The following is a 19,608-nucleotide window of genomic DNA, read 5'->3' on the forward strand; positions in this document are numbered from 1 at the left end:
TCAGGATCAGGGAGGTGATAACATCCGTAGCAGTTCGTTGCCGATCCTGATGTCCTTCGTTTCGGAACCTTCAGCAAAGCCCTTCAGAACCGATTGAAGCAACCGTTTTGCTTCGTCACGCCGGCCACGTTCGGCAATGAGCCCGGCGAGGTCGATCGCAGCCCGCAGCTCCCAGGCCTTTGCGCCTTTGCGACGGCTCAAATCCAGCGACTGCATGAAGCGGGCTTCTGCTTGCGCGACATCGGGCTCCGGCAACGACAACAGGACCTTGCCTTTGAGGCGCAGCAGCTCGGGCGTGTAGAGATGGTCGCCGCTTCGCGCGACGAGGCGGATCGCATCGTCGATCAGTTCAGCGCTCTGTTCGATCTGCCCGAGCGCCAGCAAGCCCTGAACTAGCGCGATGTTGAACGCCGTGGTGAGCAGCTCGTAGCCGGCATCGCGGAGCTCGCGCAGGGAAGTCCTGATCGTCTCGACGCCATCGGCGGCGTCGCCGCGCCGGATCGCCAGCTCGCCTTTGACGCCTCGGCCGACGGCGAGATAGGGCCCCATCGAGCGCGAATTGGCATGCGCGATGAAGCGGTCGATATTCTGGTCCGCGCCGTCGAGGTCTCCGCTCCAGAGGTCGATCGAGACCGCCCAGATCAGCGCAATGCAGAGCGTGATCGGGTGATCCATCTGCGCCGCCTCGGTGACCGTCTGCTGCGCCAGTTGCCGCGCATCTGCGGGCCGGCCCTGCAACCAGAGCTCGCGGGCCAGCGTGATGCCGGCCCGGTTGCGATGATCGAAGCCGTGAACGGTGCTGATTCGTTCCGTGCCGGGTCCCTGCCAGGCGCCCTCCAGCATCTTCTGCGCCTCGCGATGTTCGCCGGCCAGATGCAACGAGACGCCGAGGAGGGAATGGGCGAGGGCGATCGACGCCGGGTCGCCCAGCGACCTTGCGACCGCGAGACTCTGCTGCGCGTAGCCGAGCGCGGCGTCGAACTCTCCCAGCCGCTCGTGAAAGATATGCATCCGGCCGAGCAGCTGGAGCTGGTTGATTTCGTCTCCACGCGCTTCGGCGATCGCAAGGCTCCTGCTCAAGGCGTCACGCGCCGCCTCGCTGCCGCCGCGGGTGAACATCAAGGTCAGTCCCAAGGCGGCCTGGATGTGCATTTCCTCCGCGCTGCCGCGCGAGGAGGGGGCAATCGCCAGCAGCGCCCGCTCCGACCAGCGCCGGCATTCAATCAACAAGGACATCGCCAGGAAGATCGGCGTCGCGGCGGCGGCGAGCGCGATGCCGATGTCGGGATTACCGTCCGCGCCGAAGCACCAGTCGAGCGCGGCGCGCACATTGTGAAGCGCGGAGAAGTGTATCGCCCGTTCGTCCGCGCTCGGTACTGTGGCCCACGTCATACCGGCCTGTTCCAGCCATCGCCGGTAGTACGTCGCGTGGCGGGCGGAGAGAGACGCATCGCCCGGTTCGATCTCGAGCAGATAGGCGCGCGTCGTATCGAGCAGGCGGTAGCGCATCATGGCGCCGATGGGCCGCGGCGCGACCATTGATTTGGCAACGAGGCTGTCGACGGCGTCGAACAGGCGGGAGCGGTCGACGTGCTCGTCCGGCACGATCTCGAGCGCGGCGTCGAGGGTGAAATGCCCGGCGAAGACCGCAAGCCGGCGCAGCACGAGGCGCTCGAGATCCGACAGCAGTCGGTAGCTCCAGTCGAGCGTGGCCTGCAATGTCTTCTGCCGGGGTGGCGCCGTTCGCTGGCCTTGCCAGAGCAGATTGAGGCGCTCATCGAGCAAGACAGCCGTTTGCGCCAGGCCGTAGGCTTCGACCCGACCGGCGGCGAGCTCGATCGCCAGCGCCATGCCGTCGAGCTTGCGGCAGATCCCCCCGATGATCGTGGCAGTGGCGTCGTCGAGCGCGATCTGTGCGCCGCTGGCCGTGGCACGTTCGAGGAACAGTTGCAGCGCAGGATAGGTCTGCGCTGCGGCAACTGTCAGTCCAAAACCGTCAGGCGGCACCGCGAGCGGCGCCAACCGATGGACCTGTTCACCCTCGACGCGCAGGGCTTCGCGGCTGGTGGCGAGGATATGGACCTCAGGCGCGGCGTGGAAGATGTCGGAGGCCAGCGGCGCCGCGGCCGTGATGACATGTTCGCAATTGTCGAGGACCAGCAGCATCCGCTTGTCGCGCAAATGCGCGAGCAGAGCAGGCAGAGGATCGTCAGTTTGGGCCGGGAGACCCAGCATCAGCAGAATCGAGGTGATCACGAGATCGGGATCGCTGAGCGCGGCGAGATCGATGAAGTGCGCGACGTCGGAGAATGTTTCGAGCAGGTCGTGAGCGATCGCCACGGCGACCGCGGTCTTGCCGACGCCGCCGGGGCCGGCAATCGTGACAAAGCGCGTGGCGATGAGCTTGTCGGAGACGGCGGCGATCGCATCATCGCGCCCGATCATCCGCTGCAACCGGTTCGGCAGTTTCACAGGCGGCAATTCCAGCCGCGGCGCGGGGCGCTGCGCGGCCGCGGTGCCCGTTTGTGAAATCGGCGCAACGAAGCAATAGCCGCGGCCGGAGAGTGTCGTGATGTAGCGGGCGCCATCCTTGCCGTCGCCGAGCGCCTTGCGAAGCGCTGCGACGTGAAAGCGCAAATTGGCTTCATCAACGGTGATGCCGGGCCACACCAGCGCCATCAGATCCCATTTGCTGACGACTGCGTTAGGCCGCGACATCAGCGCGATCAGCGTGTCGAAGGCTTTTGCGCCGAGCGGCAGCGCAACGCCGTTGCGCGTAACGAGCCGCTCTTGTGGCATTACGGTGAACGGCCCGAACGATAAAGTTCCCGTCGCGATACTGGCCGGCTCGGTCATGGTGAAATCTAGTCCCTTCGAACCGACCGGATAACCAGATGGCGACGATCGGGCAAGTCCGCCCTGCATCGGCATCAGACAGCGCATGCAGGCCTTGTGAGGCGCGCGCGTGGCGACCTTACAATTTCTCACAAGTCCAAACGGGTATGCTCGGACGATCGCTGCTAGTCATTGCTTCGACGGCTAGGAGACGTTCATGACACAAGCGGCGAAAACACTCTACACGGCCAGGACCCACACCAGTGGCGGACGACACGACGGCATATCGCGTAGCTCCGATGGTCGCCTCGACGTCAAGCTGTCGCCGCCGGGCGGCACAGGCATCGGCACCAATCCCGAGCAATTGTTCGCCGCCGGCTGGTCGGCCTGTTTCGAGGGCGCGATGGAGATTGCCGCGCGCAAGCGGAAAATCGTGCTTCCGAGAAAAAGCGCGATCGATGCGGAAATCGATCTTCTCCTCGATGAGGGCATCTTCGCTCTCCGGGCGCGCCTCAATGTCAGCCTGCCCGGGCTCGATCCCGAGGTCGCGCGCGGGATCATCGATGATGCCCACCAGAACTGTCCTTACTCCATCGCCGTGCGCGGCAATATCGACGTCACGGTCGCGCTGATCTGACGCGCCACCAGCGCCCAACGAGGTACACGACCATGAAGCAGATCATCGACCAGCATCGCCGCAAATTCTTCGGCGTCGCCGCGGGGACCCTCGCTGTCGGGCTCGGCATCATCGACTTCGCCCGCGCCGAGACGGAAGCGCCAAGGTCATCGTCATCGAATGCCTCGTTCGGCACGATCAAGCAGATCGACGCCGGCGTTCTCAACGTGGGCTATGCCGAGGCCGGCCCGTCAAACGGTCCCGTCGCGATCCTGCTGCATGGCTGGCCCTACGACATTCACGCCTTCGTCGATGTCGCGCCGATCCTCGCCAAGGCCGGCTATCGCGTCATCATTCCTTATCTGCGCGGTTACGGCTCGACGCATTTCCTCTCCAGCGAGACGCTACGCAATGGCGAGCCCGCTGCCATGGCGGCGGACATCATCGCGCTGATGGACAAGCTCGACATCAAGAAGGCTGTCATCGCCGGTTTCGACTGGGGCGCGCGCACCGCCGATATCGTCGCGGCGCTGTGGCCGGAGCGTTGCCGCGCGCTGGTCTCGGTCAGCGGCTATTTGATCTCCAGCCAGGCCGCGGGCAATGCGCCCCTGCCGCCATCGGCCGAACTGCAATGGTGGTACCAGTTCTATTTCGCGACCGAGCGCGGCCGCGCCGGATACGAGAAATACACGTATGATTTCGCAAAGCTGATCTGGAAGCTGGCTTCGCCGCAGTGGAAGTTCGACGACGCCACCTTCGACCGCAGCGCAGCCGCACTCGATAACAAGGATCATGTCGCGATCACGATCCACAATTACCGCTGGCGGCTCGGCCTTGCCAAGAGTGAAGCGAAATACGAGGAGCTTGAAAAGAGGCTCGCGGCAGCTCCAGTCATCGACGTCCCGGCCGTCACGATGGAAGGCGACGCCAATGGTGCGCCGCACCCCGACCCCAGCGCCTATGCCAAGAAATTTTCCGGCCGGTACGAATTCCGGCTGATCACGGGAGGCGTCGGCCACAATTTGCCGCAGGAGGCGCCGCAGGCCTTTGCCAAGGCTGTCATCGACGCCGACGGCACTTGAGTGATCGTCAGTGCCTTGGTCCGCCCACGCCGGACCGAGGACATTCGTTAATCCCAGCCTGGTGAAAGATCATGACGTCGACGGAAACTGAAAAGAAGAGATCGTCTTTCCCGACGGTGATCGTGCTCGCTGCGATTCTGATTGTGGTTGTCCTGACATGCGTGCCGTATCTCGTCACGATCGCGCTTGCGGAGGAGGCGGCAGAGCGCGCCGACGCGTCGCCGATCTTCGGTGTGACGATTCCGCCGGGCTACAAGCAGTGGGAGTTGATCGCGCCGGCCGAAGAGGCCGCGCCGCTCGACGAGCTTCGCGCTGTCGTCGGCAACCAGGCCGCAATTGACGCCTATCAGGCCGGAAAGCTTCCGATCCCCGACGGTACCATCCTGGTCAAGCGCGCCTGGAAGCGGAAGCAATCGCCGGAATTCGCATCCGCAACGGTTCCCGGCGCCGCGACCACGGTGCAGGTGATGGTCAAGGATTCCAAAAAATATGCCGCGACCGGCGGCTGGGGTTTCGGCCGTTTCGTCAACGGCAAGCCGGTCGACGAGGCCCAGCACCGCACCTGCTTCGCCTGCCATGAAGCGCGGGTCAAGAACCGGGACTACGTCTTCACGCGGCTGGCGCCGTGAAGCGCCCCGAAATGACAGCGTCGAAGACCTGGTTCATCAGCGGCAGCTCGCGCGGACTCGGCCGCGCGCTCACGGAAGCCGCGCTCGCGGCGGGGAATCGTGTTGTCGCTTCCGCGCGCGACACAGTTCCGCTCGAACCCTTGCGTGAACGTTTCGGGGAGCGATTGCGGCTGGCAAAACTCGACGTGACCGATGATGCCGCTGCGCAGGCCGCGATCGGTCTCGCCGTGGAGGCATATGGCGACATCGATGTGGTCGTGAACAACGCCGGTTACGGCGAGCTCGGATCGGTCGAGGACACCGGACTGGCGTCCTTTCGGCAGCAGATCGAGGTCAATCTGATCGGCACCATCATCGTCACCAAGGCGGCGATCCCCGTACTGCGTCGTCAGCGCCGCGGCCATATCGTGCAGGTCTCGTCCGTCGGCGGACGGATTGGTGCTCCCGCCCGTGCCGCCTATTCCGCGGCGAAATGGGGCGTCGAAGGCTTCTCGGAGTCGCTGGCGCGCGAGATGGCGCTGATTGGCGTGCACGTGACGATTGTCGAGCCCGGCGGCTTCAGGACCGGCTTCGCGCAGACCGCGCACGCGACCGGAGAGGGGCGTGCAGAGTATGATGTCGTCGTCGGAGCCGCCGTCAGGATGCAGCGAGACTACGACGGCCGTCAGCCCGGCGATCCAGCGAAGGCGGCAGCAGTTCTCCTGAAACTCGTCGAGATGGATCGACCACCCTTGCGCATCGCGCTGGGCAGCGATGCCGTCAACGCCATCTCCGCGACTGACCGGCAACGCCTCGAAGAGCTCGAGAGCTGGCGCGCACTCAGCGTGTCGACGGACTACTGAAGGCGTTCACTCCGCCGCCACCATCTGCTGCGTACGCCACTGACCGAGCAGTGCGCGGAGCGAGGCTGGCTTGACCGGCTTGTTGAGTACCGCGACCTTCTCCTCGCGGGCAGCCACCTGCACGGCGGGGCTGCGGTCGGCCGTGATCAGGATCGCAGGGATGGCGTCGCCGAAACGGCGGCGGATCTCGCGGATAGCGGCGATGCCGTTGCCGCGGTCGAGATGATAGTCGACCAGGAGGCCGGTGACGCGCCGTCCCGCCGTTTCGATGGCGGCGATCGCGCCTTGGGGATCGGCGACCGCGATCACCTCGGCGTCCCAGGCCTTCAGCAGCGTGCGCATGCCGTCGAGGATCGCCGCGTCGTTCTCGATACAGACGATCAGGGCGCCCGAGATCGGCGTGCGCACCAGCGGCGTCGCGCTGGTCACGGCCGCGGTGTGGGTGATCGCTTTCGCCGTCGGCACCGTCACGGAGAACACCGAGCCGCCGCTTTTATTGCCGTCGATGGCGATGCCGTGCTTGAGCACGCGCGCCAGCCGTTCGACGATCGACAGGCCGAGTCCCAGCCCGCGCGCGATCCGCGCGCCCTGCTCGAGGCGGTGGAATTCCTTGAAGATCTCGCCGCGCTTGACCAAGGGGATGCCGACGCCAGTGTCGTAGACGCAGATCTTAAGCGAGGGACCCTGGCGGCGGCAGCCGACCAGCACACGGCCGCGCGGGGTATATTTGATCGCGTTCGAGATCAAGTTCTGAAGCAGGCGCCGCAGTAGCAGCCGATCGGACTCGACCGGCAGCGAGCAGGGCACGAAGGCGAGCTCCAGATTCTTGGCGCGTGCGCTCGGCGCGAACTCGATTTCCAGCGAGCGCATCAGATCGGCCATCTTGAAGCTCGAGATCGAGGTCGCCATCGCGCCGGCATCCAGCCGCGAGATGTCGAGCAGCGCGCCGAGGATTTCCTCGATCGCCTGCAGCGATTCGTCGATGTTCTCGACCAGCCGCGTCTCCTCGCCGCTGTGCTGGCGCTCGACCAGACTCGTGACATAGAGCCGCGCCGCGTTCAGCGGCTGGAGAATGTCGTGGCTGGCCGCCGCAAGGAAGCGTGTCTTGGAGATGCTGGCGTCTTCCGCCGCGCTCTTGGCCAATGCCAGCTCGGAGTTCAGCCGCGTCAGTTCCTCGGTGCGGTCGCGCACCCGCTTTTCCAGCGTCGCGTTGGCGCGCTCCAGCGCTTCCGCCGCCTCGAAGGTCGGCGTGACATCGGTAAAGGTGATGACGAAGCCGCTACCGGGCATGCGGTTGGTGAGCACCTCGATCACCATGTGGCGTTCCGGCAGGCGTTCCAGATATGGCTCGCTGTCGGTGGTGTAGGCGGCGAGACGCCGCTCCAGCATGGCCTCGCGCTCGACCGGGTCGTCCGGATCGCTCACGCCGATGAATTCCAGTATCTCGCGCAAGGGCGTGCCGAACTGGACGATGTGCGGGGGCACGTTGAGGAGATCGCCGAACTGCCGGTTGGAGCAGATCAGCTGCAGGTCGGCATCGAACACGGCGATGCCCTGGCGCACGTGGTTGAGCGCGGTCTGCAGGATCTCGCGGTTGAAATGCAGGGCCGCGTGCGAGTCGTCGAGCAGTTTGAGCGCGGCCTTCGCCGAGACCGTGCGCTTGCGCAGCAACAGCGACATCACGAGGCGCGAGGAGGCAGCGCCGATCGAGGAAGCGATCAAATGCTCGGCATGCTGCAACAGCTCGAAATCCGCGGGCGCTCCCGCCTCCAGACGAACGTTGCGCCGCGCGGAGAATGCCTCGAAGGAATGCCGGGCGCGGTCGGGCCCGAGATATTGCGCCACCGTGGTCTGGATGTCCTGCACGGTGACGGTGGTGCGCCAGCGGCGGAAACTCGGCGAGATCGGTGCGAGCGTATTGGGCACGAACAGATCTGCCTGCAACAGCTCGATGGACGACGGCCTGCGTGCCAGCGACAGCAGTACATAGGTCAGGATGTTGAGCGACAGCGACCAGATCACGCCGTGCATCAGCGGCGGCAGATCGGCGCCGAACAGCGCCTGCGGCCGCAGCGCCTCGATCCCGAACGGGCCGTGCTGCAGCAGCAGGATGCCCGATGTCGAGGTGTCCATGAAGCTCGGGATGAACAGCGTGTAGAGCCACACGACGAAGCCGACCAGCATGCCGCCGATCGCGCCGCGCGCCGTCGCGCGCCGCCACAGCAGTCCGCCGAAGAAGCTCGGTGCAAGCTGGGCGATCGCAGCAAAGGAGAGCAGGCCGATCGCCGCGAGCTGGGTATTGCCGAGCGCGCGGTAGTAGAAATAGGCCATCACCATGATCGCGAAGATCGCGAGCCGCCGCGAGCGCAGCAGGAAGTCGCTGAAATCGGCGCCGCCGGTGCGCCCTTCCGGCCGCCGCTTCAGCACCAGCGGCACCACGAGATCGTTCGAGACCATGATGGAGAGCGCGACGCATTCGACGATCACCATCGCGGTCGCCGCCGAGAGGCCGCCGACGAAAATGGCGACGCTGAGAAGCCCCGCACCGCCCTCCATCGGCAGCGCCAGCACGTACATGTCGGGGTCGGCGGCGCCGAACGGGAAGGTCACGAGGCCGGCGAGCGCGATCGGGATCACGAACAGGTTGATGGCGACGAGGTAGAGTGGGAACAGCCAGCGCGCGCGGCCGACCTCGGCATCCGAGGAGTTCTCGACCACACTGACGTGGAACTGGCGCGGCAGCAGCATGATCGCGCAGAGCGACAGTAACGTCATGGTGAGGAAGTTGCCGATCGACGGCGAATAATTGATGGCGCGCACCGCCTCCGGCGTCTTCATGGCGCGCTCGATCAGTTCGTGCGGCGAGAACATCCAGAAGGTGACGAAGATGCCGGCGGCGAGGAAAGCGACCAGCTTGATGATGGATTCGGTCGCCACCGCCAGCATCAATCCGTGCTGGTGCTCGGTGGCGTCGGTCTGCCGGGTGCCGAACAGCACGGCGAAGGCCGCCATCGCCAGCGTCACCATCAGCGCGACGTCGCCGACGATCGGGATGTGGGAGAAGGCCTGGTCTTCGCTCAGGATCGTTTCGAGCGACGAGGCGACCGCCTTGAGCTGCAGCGCGATGTAGGGCACCGAGCCGATGATCGCGATCAGCGCCACGGTCGCCGCCACCGCCTGGCTCTTGCCGTAGCGGGCCCCTATGAAGTCGGCGATCGAGGTGATGTTGTTGGCTTTCGCCAGCTCGATCACGCGGCGGAGCACGCCGGCGCCGAGGCCGATCATCAGGATCGGGCCGACATAGATGGCGAGGAAGTCGGTCGAGGTGCGGGTGGCGAAGCCGACCGAGCCGAAGAAGGTCCAGGAGGTGCAGTAGATCGCCAGCGAGAGCGGATAGATCAGCCCGGAGGCACGGCCGCGCCCGGCCGGCGAGCGGCGGTCGCCATGGCTCGCCACCAGGAACAGGAAGCCGATATAGCCGAAGGCGGCGGCGATCACGCCCCAGTCGTGCAGCATGGCGAGGTGCGCTTCTCCCTGGGCGCCGACCGCGCCCGAGTTCATTTTCGCTGCAAATCTAGCGCGTTGGGCTGGGCGAGGCGACAGCGAAATGCCGGGAAAGGGGCGGGATCCGGGGTTGTCGTTAAGTTCGGAGAGAGTCCCTGTGCGGGACGCAGGGCTATCGCTTATGGGAGCCATTTCGCCGGTGGCCATCCTTCGAGACGCCCGCCGTTGGCGGGCCCTCAGGATGAGGACCGGGTGCGCGGCGCGAGTTTCCGCGAGCACCTATGCTGCTTTGCCTCATCTTGAGGAGACCGCGAAGCGGTCGTCTCGAAGGACGAGGCGCGCGCTCAGGTCGTGCCAAGCGCCATCTGCCATAGCCCTGGTGTGGGACGCTAGAAGTGAGTTCGGAGAGGCGAAAGCCTATTCCGCCGCCATCGACTTTGCGCGCAGCGGCAGGCCGAGACGGTCCCACACTTGCAGCAGGGCTTCGGCGAGCTGATCGATCAGGCCGTCGTCGTGATAGGGCGAGGGCGTGATGCGCAGCCGCTCGCTGCCCTTGGCGACCGTCGGATAGTTGATCGGCTGGATGTAGATGCCGTGCTGCTCGAGCAGCAGGTCGGACGCCTGTTTACACTTCTCGGCATCGCCGATGAACAGCGGTACGATGTGGGTGTCGCTCGACATCACAGGCAGGCCGGCGGCGTTGAGGATCGCCTTGACGCGGGCGGCACGGTCCTGGTGGCGCTCGCGCTCCCAGCTTGAGGTCTTCAGATGCTTGATCGCGGCGGTCGCGGCCGAACAGATCGCCGGCGGCAGCGCGGTGGTGAAGATGAAGCCCGGCGCATAGGAACGCACGGCGTCGATGATCTGGCCGTTGGCGGCGATGTAGCCGCCGAGGCAGCCGAACGCTTTCGCCAGCGTGCCTTCGAGGATGTCGATGCGATGCATGACGCCGTCACGCTCGGCGATGCCGCCACCGCGCGGGCCGTACATGCCGACCGCGTGGACCTCGTCGACATAGGTCATCGCGTCGTACTTCTCGGCGAGATCGCAGATCCTGGCGAGCGGAGCGACGTCACCGTCCATGGAATAGAGGCTTTCGCAGACGATCAGCTTCGGCCGCTTCGGGTCGGCCGCTTTCAACAGCTCCTCCAGATGCGCAACATCGTTGTGGCGGAACACGACCCGCTCGCAGCCGGACTGGCGGATGCCTTCGATCATCGAATTGTGGTTGAGCTCGTCCGAGAGGATGAGGCAGTTCGGAAGGAGTTTTGCGATGGTCGGGATGCCGGTCTGGTTCGAGACATAGCCCGAGGTGAACAGCAGCGCGGCTTCCTTGCCGTGGAGGTCGGCGAGTTCGGCTTCGAGCTGGACCAGCGGATGATGCGTGCCGGCGATGTTGCGGGTGCCGCCGGCACCGGTGCCGACGCGCGTCGCGGTCTCGACCATGGCGCCAACCACTTTCGGGTGCTGGCCCATGCCGAGATAATCGTTGGAGCACCAGATCACGACGTCGCTCTTGCCCCTGGGCGAGTGCCAGACCGCGTGCGGGAATCGGCCGGCCGTGCGCTCGAGGTCGGCGAACACCCGGTAGCGGCGCTCGGCGTGGAGACGATCGAGGGCGGAATCGAAGAACTGGTTGTAATCCATCGGCGAAACCTAAGACGGAACTGACCAAGAGGGCCGCATCTTCTTAGAGCTTTTCCAGCTCCAATGTCTATGCGCTATCCCACATTTGGCCGTGAGGAGCATTTGGGCAAAATGCCCTATCGTGCGATTTGAAATTTGATCCCGATCAAGTTTGCGCAACATATGATGTTGCTCTGCAGCATCCGCGGGGGGGCGGATTCTGGCCAGCTCGGTCTTCCTTGGCGGCCCGGCACGCGCTTTCCTTGACGCTGCTGCCGGCCCGATCGATCCGAATTTCGCAGCGCATGCGCCATTTGCCCGGAGAGCATGCTCAACCAGGTCTTCGAAAGGACCCTTCCATGAAGCGCGTGATGATCCTCAACGGTCCCAATCTCAACATGCTCGGCATCCGCGAGCCGCACATCTACGGCACCACGACACTCGCCGAGGTCAACGCGGGCTGCGAGGCGGCTGCCGCACCGCTCGGGCTCCAGCTCGCCTTCCACCAATCCAACCATGAAGGCGTGCTGGTCGACCTGATCCAGTCGGCGCGGCAGGACGCCGATGCGATCGTCATCAATCCGGCGGGCCTCTCCTTCACCTCGGTCTCGATCATGGACGCGATCAAGACGTTCGAAGGTCCGGTGCTGGAAGTCCACATCTCCAACATCCACGCCCGCGACGAATATCATCGGCACTCGAAGATCTCGTTCGTGGCGACCGGGGTGATTTGTGGGCTGGGCCCGTTCGGCTACATCGCGGCGCTGCACGCGATTGCGAACATGAAGTGAGTCTGCTCCCTCGCCCCGCTTGCGCGAGAGGAGGAGACATCACGTCGTCTTGAACTGCAGCACGCCGTCCTTCGTCTCCGCCGTCAGCCGGCCCTCGACGATCATGTAGTTGACGTGGGCGACCAGTTCGCCGGCGGCAAAGCCCATCTGGTGCTCGTCGAGCACGTGCTTGTTGAACACGACGGGCACCAGGGCGCGCGAGGTCTGCGGCACCTCGCGGCAGGCTTCCGCGATCAGGCGGCAGCGCTCTTCATGGTGGTCGGCGAGCTGCTTGATGCGGGTCTTCAATCCGTAGAACGGCACGCCGTGGCCGGGCAGCACCAGCACGTCATAGGGCAGCGTCGTGGTGAGGCTGGCGAGCGAGGCCAAATATTCGCCGAGCGAGTTCTGGTCGGGCTCGACCGCCCAGACGCTGACATTGGGCGAGATCTTGCTCAGCACCTGGTCGGCGGCGAGGAACAGCTTGTCGTCGGCGCAATACAGCATCACCTGGTCGAGCGCGTGGCCGCCGCCCGTGATCACCTTGAAGCGGCGCGTTCCGATCACGACGTCCTCGCCGTGCGAGATGCGGCGGTAGGAGGGCGGCAGCACCGAAACGCGCTTGAGATAATCCTGGCCGCGGCCCAGCAGCTTTTCGGTGAGCGACTCGTCCATGCCGTGGCGGCGGAAGAACAGCCGCTGCGCTTCCTGCCGCTCCGCGGTGCCGCGGTTCTGGTGATAGACCGATTGCAGATACTCGACCTGCGACATCACCAGCGGGCAGCTGAACCGCTCGACCACCCAGCCTGCAAGGCCGACATGGTCGGGATGGGAGTGGGTGACGATCAGGCGCGTGATGTGGACGCCCTTCAGCGGTCCGTCGAACAGCTTGGTCCAGGCCTCGATCGTCTCCTCGTTGCCGAAGCCGGTATCCACCATCGCATAGCCGTCGCCGTCGGCGACCAGGTAGATGTTCACGTGGTTGAGGCGGAACGGCAGCTTCAGCCGCGCCCACAACACGCCGGGCCTGACCTCGACGACCTCGTCGTGGCCGGGATGCTGTTCCCAGGGATAGCGCAGGGCCTCGGCCGAGGACTGCGCGGTGTCGGTTTTCGCGTTCATGCTATCGGCTTAAACCCAGTGCGACCGGGGCGCCAGCCGAAAAAGGCTAGGCGGCCCGCCCGCATGGCGGTCATTCCGGGCAGTTTTCCGTAGCCCGGATTACGCTGCCATCCGGGCTACCGACGAACGGCTTACGCCGCCCGCATGTTGTTGAGGAACGCGTCGATCTCTCCGCGCAGCATGTCGGCTTCGCGCCGGAGTGCGTCGGAGGCGCCCAGCACTTCGTTCGCCGCGGCACCGGCTTCGGCGGATGCGGTGGAGACGCCGACGATGTTGCTGGAGACTTCGCTGGTGCCGCCGGCCGCGTGCTGGATGTTGCGGGCGATTTCGCGGGTGGCCGCGCCCTGCTCCTCGACCGCGGCCGCGATGGTCGTGGTCACGTCGTCGATCTCGCCGATGATCCGGCCGATGCCCTGGATGGCGCCGACAGCCGAGGTCGTGATGTTCTGCATGCTGGCGATCTGGGCGCGGATCTCTTCCGTCGCCTTGGCGGTCTGGCTGGCGAGGCTCTTCACCTCGGAGGCGACCACCGCGAAGCCGCGGCCGGCTTCGCCCGCACGCGCCGCCTCGATGGTGGCGTTGAGCGCGAGCAGGTTGGTCTGCGAGGCGATGGTCTGGATCAGGTCGACCACGACGCTGATGCGGCTCGCGCTGTCTGCGAGGCTCTGCACCGTGGCGTCGGTCGCCCCCGCCTCGTCGACCGCCTTCTTGGCGATCGCGGCAGAGGTCACGACCTGCTTGCTGATTTCCTCGATCGAGGACGACAGCTGCTCGGTGCCCGACGATACGGTCTGCACGTTGACCGAGGTCTCCTCGGCGGCGGAGGCGACCGCGTTGACCAGCGCGTTGGACTGGTCGGCGGTGGTCGACATGCTCTGCGCGGTCGACTGCATCGAATTGGCCGACTGCGCCAGATTCTCGAGCGCCGAGCGCACCGTGTTTTCGAATTCGGCGATCCTGGCTTCCATGCGCGCGGCCCGCTCCGCCTTGGCGATCCGGTCCTTCTCCTGCTCGCCGGCGAGCGCCCGGGCTTCGATCATGCTGTCGCGGAACACGGTCAGCGTTTCCTTCATCACGCCGATCTCGTCGTTCTGCCGGGAGCGGACGATCTCGGTGTCGAGGTCGCCGGCCGAGAGCAGCTGCATGGCGTGCTGAAGCTCACGGATGCGGCGCAGGATGTTGCGGCCCACATAGAGCCAGACGAACAGCGCCGAGCCGACCAGCATCAAGGCCCCCAGCGCCAGCATCACGGTCGTCGCGAGCGAGGTCTCCTGCTGCGCCTGAGAGGTCGAGGCGTTGGTCTCCTTCTGCACGCCGTCGACGAGCTGCTGCACGCTGATGCCGAGGCCGACATTGAGCTTGCGGGTCTCGTCCAGGATGGTCTGGCCGTAGTCGACCGAGTCGAGCTCCTTCTCACGCAGGTTGAACACGCCGGTCTTGCCGGTGCCGAGCGCGAGCAGTTTCTCCGCCGTCTCGCGCAGCATCTTGTTGCCCTGGTTGTCGGGCAGCAGATCGAGGTTGGAGCGCAGGCGGCCCTGGGCCGTCTTGAATTCCTTCTGGATGTCGTCGAGCTTGTCGCTGGTGTTGGCCGACAGCGCCGCGCTCATGTCGGCGGCGGCGAGATTGCCGCTGGCGACGACGTTGCCGAGCTGGCCGACGGTCTGCGCGGCGTCGTTGGCATCCGCGGCGGACAGGTCGGCCGAGCCGAGAATGGCATTGACCCGGGTCTGGGCGTCCAGCATGGCCGGGCTGGCCGCGCCGACGAAGGCGCCTTGCGCGTTGCGGAGCGCGTCATATTGCTTGTCGTGAAGGGCGGCAATGTCCAGCCGTTCGCGGGCGGCCTTGGCCAGGCTCTGGGCCGCTTCGTTGATGCTCTTCATCGTTTCGCTGAGGCCGGCGACGACGGTCTTATCACCGCCGAGCTGGATGATCTCGGTCAACTTCTGCTGGGTCTGCTCCTGCAATTCCTTGAGCTTCTTGGTACGCTCGTTCAGGGCTTCCTCGTTTTGCGCCGCGAGCAGGGCCGGTCCCTGTGCCGCAAGGCTCGCACTCAGTGCCGACAATTGCAGGCTGGCGGCAAGGCGCGGAATGTCCCGTCCGCTCAGTTCGGTCATCCGTCCGCCGAGATTCTGCAGCGCCAGGCCGGCGCCAGCCGCGATCACGAGGCCCATGCCCGCGACCACCGCAAAGGCCGCGAACAGGCTGCCACGCACGCCCCAGGCCGGCAGCTTGAAGCGAGGCAGAAAACGGCCCAAGCGGCCAAGTCCCAGACGGATCGCCATCGAAATTCCCCCAACATTCTTGCTTCTGGTTGTGGCCGGCAGTATCCGCACCGCGGGTTAAGAATTCGCAATCTCCGCAAACGGTTGCACCAATTCCGCAGAGCGAAAAAGAAAGGGCCGGCGAAATCGCCGGCCCCCGGTCACGGTAAGGTCGTGGTAACCGATCAGTAACGCGCGACGGCCGGGCTTGCCCAGTTGAAGCGGTAGTTGAGGCCCGCCTTGATGGTGTGGTCGTCGGTGGTGAAGCTGCCGGTGCCCGTGAGCGGGCCGCCGGTGAAGCTCGCGTCGCCGAAATTGTAGTACTGGTACTCGGCCTTGGCCGACCAGTTCGGGGCGAACATGTATTCGAGACCGGCGCCGACGGTGTAACCGTTGCGGTGATCGCCGGTGATGACGAAGGCGGCCGGCACGCCGCCGACGGTCACCTTCTCGTTGTTGTCCGAATAGGCGTAGCCGCCCTTCACGTAGACGAGGCCGGGGCCCCAGGTATAGCCGACGCGGCCGGTGATCGAGCCGAGGCCACGCTGGTCGTTGGTATAGGCGATGCCGCCCGGAAACACGGCGCCGACGCTGCCGGAGAGCCAGGAATACTGGCCTTCGACGCCGACCAGGAAGTTCGGGTGGAACTGCCAGTCCGCACCGACCTGCACGCCGCCGAGGAAACGGCCGTTGCCGTTGTTGCCGGTGGAGAGGCCGCTGAAATTGTTGTCGCTGGAGAACGCGCCGCCGATATGACCGCCGACATAGAAGCCGGTCCAGTTGTAGATCGGCGCGGCATAGGCCGGCGCGGGCGACTTGTAATAGTTGCGGTTGCCGAGATCGGCACCGACGGCCGGCGCAGCCGCGCCCACCACGAGCAGCGCAACGGTCGCAAACAGAATCTTCTTCATCGTCTTGAACTCCGACACTATAGGTCCCCGGCAGGCGCGCTTTCCGCGGCCTTCGTTGGTTTTGCAGATAGCTCTCTTTTGACGAAAATGCTGTCACATGCGTGGCACAGCGGCATCCAACCTAACTTATTGGGCTGCAAATGATTTTCGTGCTTAATGCCGGCTTAAGAAGTGGTGAAGGAAGGCTTAACTTCGCAGCCTGCCGGCAACGATCTCGCGTCTTTCGTTAACCAAGACGCCGTCGCGCCTCATCCCGCATCTGCTCGCGGAACGCCGCGCGCTTTGCAGGGCGATCCTCCTCGCGCACGTCATGGCGATCGAAGATGTCGAACTTCTCCAGGATGGGATAGCGCTCGCTCGCCATCGCAAGCACGCGCAGCAGTTTCGTGGCCTCCGGCATCGGGCCGCTCACCTCCCAGCGTCGGATGGTGTCGCCGCCGCCCTTCTCCGGTAATCCGCAGAGCTTTGCCATGTCGGCCGCGGTGAGCTTCCGCTCCAGGGCATCGGAGAGGTCGGCGCGGAGTTGCTTCAGTTCGGGCCCGGTCATGTCGCCTCAAGACGCGAAGTCGATGAGGCTATGCCCTAGCGCTGATTCGGGTCCATCCGAAGGCCGGCATGATCGTGATAGTGTTTTTTCGCCGGTCGAAGTCAGCGAGGGAAATTGCATGCCCGTGTTCAAGCTGCCCCTGTCGGGAGATGTCGTCCAGTCCATCTACCCATCGTTCTTCAGCCCAACCGGCGGCCAGTTCGGCCTGGTCAACATCACGGTCGGGCAATCCTCGGCGCCTGATGTCGAGAAGGACGTGCTGTCGGATGTCGGCAGCTACGGCAAGCAGATCGGGCAGGTCGCCGATGCGCTTTTGGCCGTGATCGAGCATCTGGAGGCCAATCACGGCGGCGCGCTCGATGAGGACAAGGCGATCACCGCTTTCAGGGAATTGATGCATTCGGTCGCAACCGTGAAGGACCGGCATGGCCGTCATGCCTGCCGTCCGAAGCGGAGGTGACGAACGGCAATGTCGGCATTCGCCCGCGCACGGAGATATGAACTCGTGCCTATGGACATCGTCCGATCCATGAACACATGGCACAAGAGGGCCCCAGCGACCGAGGGATCAGCCATGACGAGCATCAAATTCGCGATTGCCGCGCTCATCACGACCGGGCTGCTTGCAGCGCCCTTCGCGGCTGAAGCGAAGAAGGCACGGTCGAGCCGACATTACAGCACGGGCGTGGTGGCTCCGACCTATAGAGGTGCCGGAGCGCCCGCGGTGCAACCGAGGGCGTCTTACGGCTCGTCAGGACAGACGGTCGGAACGGTCACGGCGCCGTCGGTCGGATCGTATAATTGGCCGTCGGTCGGCGTGACCAACTCGGTGCCCACCTGGAGCAACACGACGAGATAAAGGTGTGATCCGGGATCGCCTCCCGGGCCCGCCGGGGCACATTTTCGTCCGCGAGGCGTTGTCGGACGAGAGATCGCAGCGCATCCGAAAGGATCAAACATGACGAGAACGAAACGCTTCCTTGCCATACTCGCCGCAGCCGGAGCCGTGGCATTGCCATTCGCCGCCGGTGCGCAAACCACGGGTACCCAGAGCAACACGACCGGAAGTCCGGGAGTGCCGGCAACGCAGGGCGCGCCTTACGGAAGCTCGGGACAGACCGTCGGGACGTCGACGGCACCGTCGGTGGGAAGTTACAACCGGCCCTCGGTCGGCGTGACCAACTCGGTCCCAACCTGGCGAAACACCAATCCTCCCGCCAAGTAGGATCCGGCCGCTCGGTTTTCAGTCGGCCAGCGCGCGCTCTTTCCGTCCCGGCACCGCCGCCAGCAGTTCGCGCGTATAGGCATGCTCGGGCGATGCGAACAGCTGTGCGGTCGGCTTCAGCTCGACGACGGCGCCGCGCTGCATCACCGCGATACGGTCGCAGATCTGGGCGGCGACGCGAAGGTCGTGAGTGATGAACAGCATCGAGAGGCCGAGTCGCGCCTTGAGATCTTCGAGCAACCGCAAGACCTGCGCCTGCACGGAGACGTCGAGGGCGGAGACGGCTTCGTCCGCGACGATGATCTCGGGCTCGAGCGCGAGCGCGCGCGCAATGCCGATGCGCTGACGCTGGCCGCCGGAGAACTCGTGCGGATAGCGCTCGAGCGCGCCGGCATCGAGGCCGACCATCTTGAGCAGATCGCGGGCGCGGTCGAAGGCGACCTTCGGGTCGGTGCCGGCCGCGATCGGACCGTCGGCGATGATGTGACCGACCTTGCGGCGCGGATTGAGCGAGGCGAACGGATCCTGAAAGATCATCTGGATGCGATGGCGCTCGGCGCGCAGCGCCTTGCCCGAGAGCGAGGTGAGTTCGGTGTCGCCGATCCACACCGTGCCGCGGTCGGCCTCGATCAGCCGCATCACCAGCCGCGCCACCGACGATTTGCCCGAGCCGGATTCGCCGACCAGGCCGAGCGTCTCGCCCTTGAGGATGTTGAAATTGACCGCGCGCGCGGCATCGACGCGGCGATCCTCGCGAAACCAGCCGCCCGAGGTGACATAGGTCTTGTCGAGCCCGATCACCTCGACCGCCCTGGCCCTGTCGTCGAGCGGCGCGCGCGCCGGCGGGTCCATCGACGGCACGGCAGCGAGCAGCGCCTTGGTGTAGTCGTGCTGTGGCGCGTTGAACACCGTTGCGGCCGGGCCTTCCTCCACAACCTTGCCGTGGCGGAGCACCACGACCTGGTCGGCGATGTCGGCGACCACGCCGAAATCGTGGGTGATGAACATCACCGCCATGTTGCGGCTCTGCTGGAGATTGCGGATCAGCTTGAGGATCTGCGCCTGCGTGGTGACGTCGAGCGCGGTGGTCGGCTCGTCCGCGACCAGCACGGCCGGCTCGAGCGCGAGCGCCATCGCGATCATGGCGCGCTGGCGCTGGCCGCCGGAGAGCTGGTGCGGATAGGCGCGCACGATTCTTTCGGGGTCGGGCAGCCCGACCTCCCGCGCCAGCGCCAGCGCCTTGGCGCGCCGCTCCCTCGGGGTCAGCAGGCCATGGGCCTCGAACATCTCCGCCATCTGGTCGCCGATCCGCATCAACGGATTGAGCGCGGTCATCGGCTCCTGGAAGATCATCGCGAAACGGCGGCCGCGCAGATCGCGCCAGCCGTCGTCGTCGAGCTTGAGCAGGTCGCGGCCCTCGAACTGGATCTCGCCGGAGGCGATGGACACCGTGTCGGGCAGCAGGCCCATCAGCGCATGCGCGCACATCGACTTGCCGGAGCCGGACTCGCCGACGACGCAGACGATCTTGCCGGGCCGCAAATCGAGCGAGACGCCGTCGACGGCAAATGGACGCTCGGCGCCCTCAGGCAGCGCGATCCGCAGGTTCTTGATGGAGACGGCGGGCGGAGCGGTCAT

The 19,608-nt window shown here is 65.4% G+C and carries 16 protein-coding genes; 8 read left to right on the forward strand and 8 right to left on the reverse strand.

Annotation, left to right across the window (positions count from 1 at the left end; all coding sequences use genetic code 11):
• Positions 1 to 6: 6 nt before the first annotated feature.
• Positions 7 to 2,856 (reverse strand): ATP-binding protein, encoded by a 2,850-nt coding sequence (locus CIT39_RS03810; RefSeq protein ID WP_094973325.1) that lies wholly within the window; start codon positions 2,854 to 2,856, stop codon positions 7 to 9.
• Between the two features lie 196 nt (positions 2,857 to 3,052).
• On the opposite strand from CIT39_RS03810, the gene CIT39_RS03815 reads away from it, so the two are divergent.
• The 4 genes from CIT39_RS03815 to CIT39_RS03830 all read left to right on the forward strand — a co-directional run bounded on the left by CIT39_RS03815 (position 3,053) and on the right by CIT39_RS03830 (position 6,004).
• Entirely contained in the window at positions 3,053 to 3,472 is a 420-nt protein-coding gene (locus tag CIT39_RS03815; protein ID WP_094973324.1) for an organic hydroperoxide resistance protein, read from the forward strand.
• 32 nt (positions 3,473 to 3,504) lie between these two features.
• The gene (locus tag CIT39_RS03820) at positions 3,505 to 4,533 is read left to right on the forward strand and encodes an alpha/beta fold hydrolase (RefSeq protein ID WP_094973323.1); all 1,029 of its coding nucleotides are present in this window, start codon (positions 3,505 to 3,507) and stop codon (positions 4,531 to 4,533) included.
• A 71-nt stretch (positions 4,534 to 4,604) separates the two neighbouring features.
• Complete coding sequence (locus CIT39_RS03825; protein WP_094973322.1) at positions 4,605 to 5,162, forward strand: cytochrome P460 family protein; 558 nt, start codon at positions 4,605 to 4,607, stop codon at positions 5,160 to 5,162.
• Positions 5,163 to 5,173: 11 nt separating this feature from the next.
• Positions 5,174 to 6,004, forward strand: a complete 831-nt coding sequence (locus tag CIT39_RS03830; RefSeq protein WP_094973321.1) for an SDR family NAD(P)-dependent oxidoreductase — start codon at positions 5,174 to 5,176, stop codon at positions 6,002 to 6,004.
• A 6-nt stretch (positions 6,005 to 6,010) separates the two neighbouring features.
• On the opposite strand, the gene CIT39_RS03835 is transcribed toward CIT39_RS03830, so the two are convergent.
• On the reverse strand, positions 6,011 to 9,520 hold the full coding sequence (locus CIT39_RS03835) for a PAS domain-containing hybrid sensor histidine kinase/response regulator (protein WP_094973520.1): 3,510 nt from the start codon (positions 9,518 to 9,520) through the stop codon (positions 6,011 to 6,013).
• A 405-nt stretch (positions 9,521 to 9,925) separates the two neighbouring features.
• Entirely contained in the window at positions 9,926 to 11,155 is a 1,230-nt protein-coding gene (hemA, locus tag CIT39_RS03840) for a 5-aminolevulinate synthase (protein ID WP_094973320.1), read from the reverse strand.
• Positions 11,156 to 11,493: 338 nt separating this feature from the next.
• On the opposite strand from hemA, the gene aroQ reads away from it, so the two are divergent.
• Positions 11,494 to 11,925 (forward strand): type II 3-dehydroquinate dehydratase, encoded by a 432-nt coding sequence (gene aroQ / locus CIT39_RS03845; protein WP_094973319.1) that lies wholly within the window; start codon positions 11,494 to 11,496, stop codon positions 11,923 to 11,925.
• A 39-nt stretch (positions 11,926 to 11,964) separates the two neighbouring features.
• Here aroQ and CIT39_RS03850 read toward each other — a convergent pair whose 3' ends face one another.
• From CIT39_RS03850 to CIT39_RS03865, 4 genes are all read right to left on the reverse strand, one after another.
• Entirely contained in the window at positions 11,965 to 13,026 is a 1,062-nt protein-coding gene (locus CIT39_RS03850; protein WP_094973318.1) for an MBL fold metallo-hydrolase, read from the reverse strand.
• A 131-nt stretch (positions 13,027 to 13,157) separates the two neighbouring features.
• On the reverse strand, positions 13,158 to 15,308 hold the full coding sequence (locus CIT39_RS03855) for a methyl-accepting chemotaxis protein (protein ID WP_094973317.1): 2,151 nt from the start codon (positions 15,306 to 15,308) through the stop codon (positions 13,158 to 13,160).
• A gap of 164 nt (positions 15,309 to 15,472) precedes the next feature.
• Positions 15,473 to 16,198, reverse strand: coding sequence for an outer membrane protein (locus CIT39_RS03860; RefSeq protein WP_094973519.1), 726 nt, complete (start codon positions 16,196 to 16,198; stop codon positions 15,473 to 15,475).
• A 226-nt stretch (positions 16,199 to 16,424) separates the two neighbouring features.
• Positions 16,425 to 16,745 (reverse strand): hypothetical protein, encoded by a 321-nt coding sequence (locus tag CIT39_RS03865; protein ID WP_094973316.1) that lies wholly within the window; start codon positions 16,743 to 16,745, stop codon positions 16,425 to 16,427.
• Between the two features lie 118 nt (positions 16,746 to 16,863).
• Between CIT39_RS03865 and CIT39_RS03870 the strand changes: the two genes are divergently transcribed.
• The 3 genes from CIT39_RS03870 (at position 16,864) to CIT39_RS03880 (ending at position 17,970) form a co-directional block, all read left to right on the forward strand.
• Positions 16,864 to 17,205 (forward strand): hypothetical protein, encoded by a 342-nt coding sequence (locus tag CIT39_RS03870; RefSeq protein WP_094973315.1) that lies wholly within the window; start codon positions 16,864 to 16,866, stop codon positions 17,203 to 17,205.
• 114 nt (positions 17,206 to 17,319) lie between these two features.
• Positions 17,320 to 17,604 (forward strand): hypothetical protein, encoded by a 285-nt coding sequence (locus CIT39_RS03875; protein ID WP_094973518.1) that lies wholly within the window; start codon positions 17,320 to 17,322, stop codon positions 17,602 to 17,604.
• 99 nt (positions 17,605 to 17,703) lie between these two features.
• Positions 17,704 to 17,970 carry a hypothetical protein gene (locus tag CIT39_RS03880; RefSeq protein WP_094973314.1) on the forward strand — a complete coding sequence of 89 codons (267 nt, stop codon included), beginning with the start codon at positions 17,704 to 17,706 and terminating at the stop codon, positions 17,968 to 17,970.
• Positions 17,971 to 17,988: 18 nt separating this feature from the next.
• Here the strand turns inward: CIT39_RS03880 and CIT39_RS03885 are convergent, their stop codons facing one another.
• Positions 17,989 to 19,608, reverse strand: a complete 1,620-nt coding sequence (locus tag CIT39_RS03885) for an ABC transporter ATP-binding protein (protein ID WP_094973313.1) — start codon at positions 19,606 to 19,608, stop codon at positions 17,989 to 17,991.

It is taken from the genome of Bradyrhizobium symbiodeficiens (genome assembly GCF_002266465.3).
GTDB lineage: Bacteria > Pseudomonadota > Alphaproteobacteria > Rhizobiales > Xanthobacteraceae > Bradyrhizobium > Bradyrhizobium symbiodeficiens.

What these genes read in the sequence shown, in the direction of transcription:
- aroQ (WP_094973319.1), top strand. Translation starts at nt 11,494, where the DNA reads ATGAAGCGCGTGATGATCCTCAACGGTCCCAATCTCAACATGCTCGGC.
- hemA (WP_094973320.1), bottom strand. Translation starts at nt 11,155, where the DNA reads ATGGATTACAACCAGTTCTTCGATTCCGCCCTCGATCGTCTCCACGCC.
- CIT39_RS03860 (WP_094973519.1), bottom strand. Translation starts at nt 16,198, where the DNA reads ATGAAGAAGATTCTGTTTGCGACCGTTGCGCTGCTCGTGGTGGGCGCG.
- CIT39_RS03885 (WP_094973313.1), bottom strand. Translation starts at nt 19,608, where the DNA reads ATGACCGCTCCGCCCGCCGTCTCCATCAAGAACCTGCGGATCGCGCTG.
- CIT39_RS03825 (WP_094973322.1), top strand. Translation starts at nt 4,605, where the DNA reads ATGACGTCGACGGAAACTGAAAAGAAGAGATCGTCTTTCCCGACGGTG.
- CIT39_RS03870 (WP_094973315.1), top strand. Translation starts at nt 16,864, where the DNA reads ATGCCCGTGTTCAAGCTGCCCCTGTCGGGAGATGTCGTCCAGTCCATC.
- CIT39_RS03850 (WP_094973318.1), bottom strand. Translation starts at nt 13,026, where the DNA reads ATGAACGCGAAAACCGACACCGCGCAGTCCTCGGCCGAGGCCCTGCGC.
- CIT39_RS03830 (WP_094973321.1), top strand. Translation starts at nt 5,174, where the DNA reads ATGACAGCGTCGAAGACCTGGTTCATCAGCGGCAGCTCGCGCGGACTC.
- CIT39_RS03820 (WP_094973323.1), top strand. Translation starts at nt 3,505, where the DNA reads ATGAAGCAGATCATCGACCAGCATCGCCGCAAATTCTTCGGCGTCGCC.
- CIT39_RS03810 (WP_094973325.1), bottom strand. Translation starts at nt 2,856, where the DNA reads ATGACCGAGCCGGCCAGTATCGCGACGGGAACTTTATCGTTCGGGCCG.
- CIT39_RS03815 (WP_094973324.1), top strand. Translation starts at nt 3,053, where the DNA reads ATGACACAAGCGGCGAAAACACTCTACACGGCCAGGACCCACACCAGT.
- CIT39_RS03835 (WP_094973520.1), bottom strand. Translation starts at nt 9,520, where the DNA reads ATGCTGCACGACTGGGGCGTGATCGCCGCCGCCTTCGGCTATATCGGC.
- CIT39_RS03875 (WP_094973518.1), top strand. Translation starts at nt 17,320, where the DNA reads ATGACGAGCATCAAATTCGCGATTGCCGCGCTCATCACGACCGGGCTG.
- CIT39_RS03880 (WP_094973314.1), top strand. Translation starts at nt 17,704, where the DNA reads ATGACGAGAACGAAACGCTTCCTTGCCATACTCGCCGCAGCCGGAGCC.
- CIT39_RS03855 (WP_094973317.1), bottom strand. Translation starts at nt 15,308, where the DNA reads ATGGCGATCCGTCTGGGACTTGGCCGCTTGGGCCGTTTTCTGCCTCGC.
- CIT39_RS03865 (WP_094973316.1), bottom strand. Translation starts at nt 16,745, where the DNA reads ATGACCGGGCCCGAACTGAAGCAACTCCGCGCCGACCTCTCCGATGCC.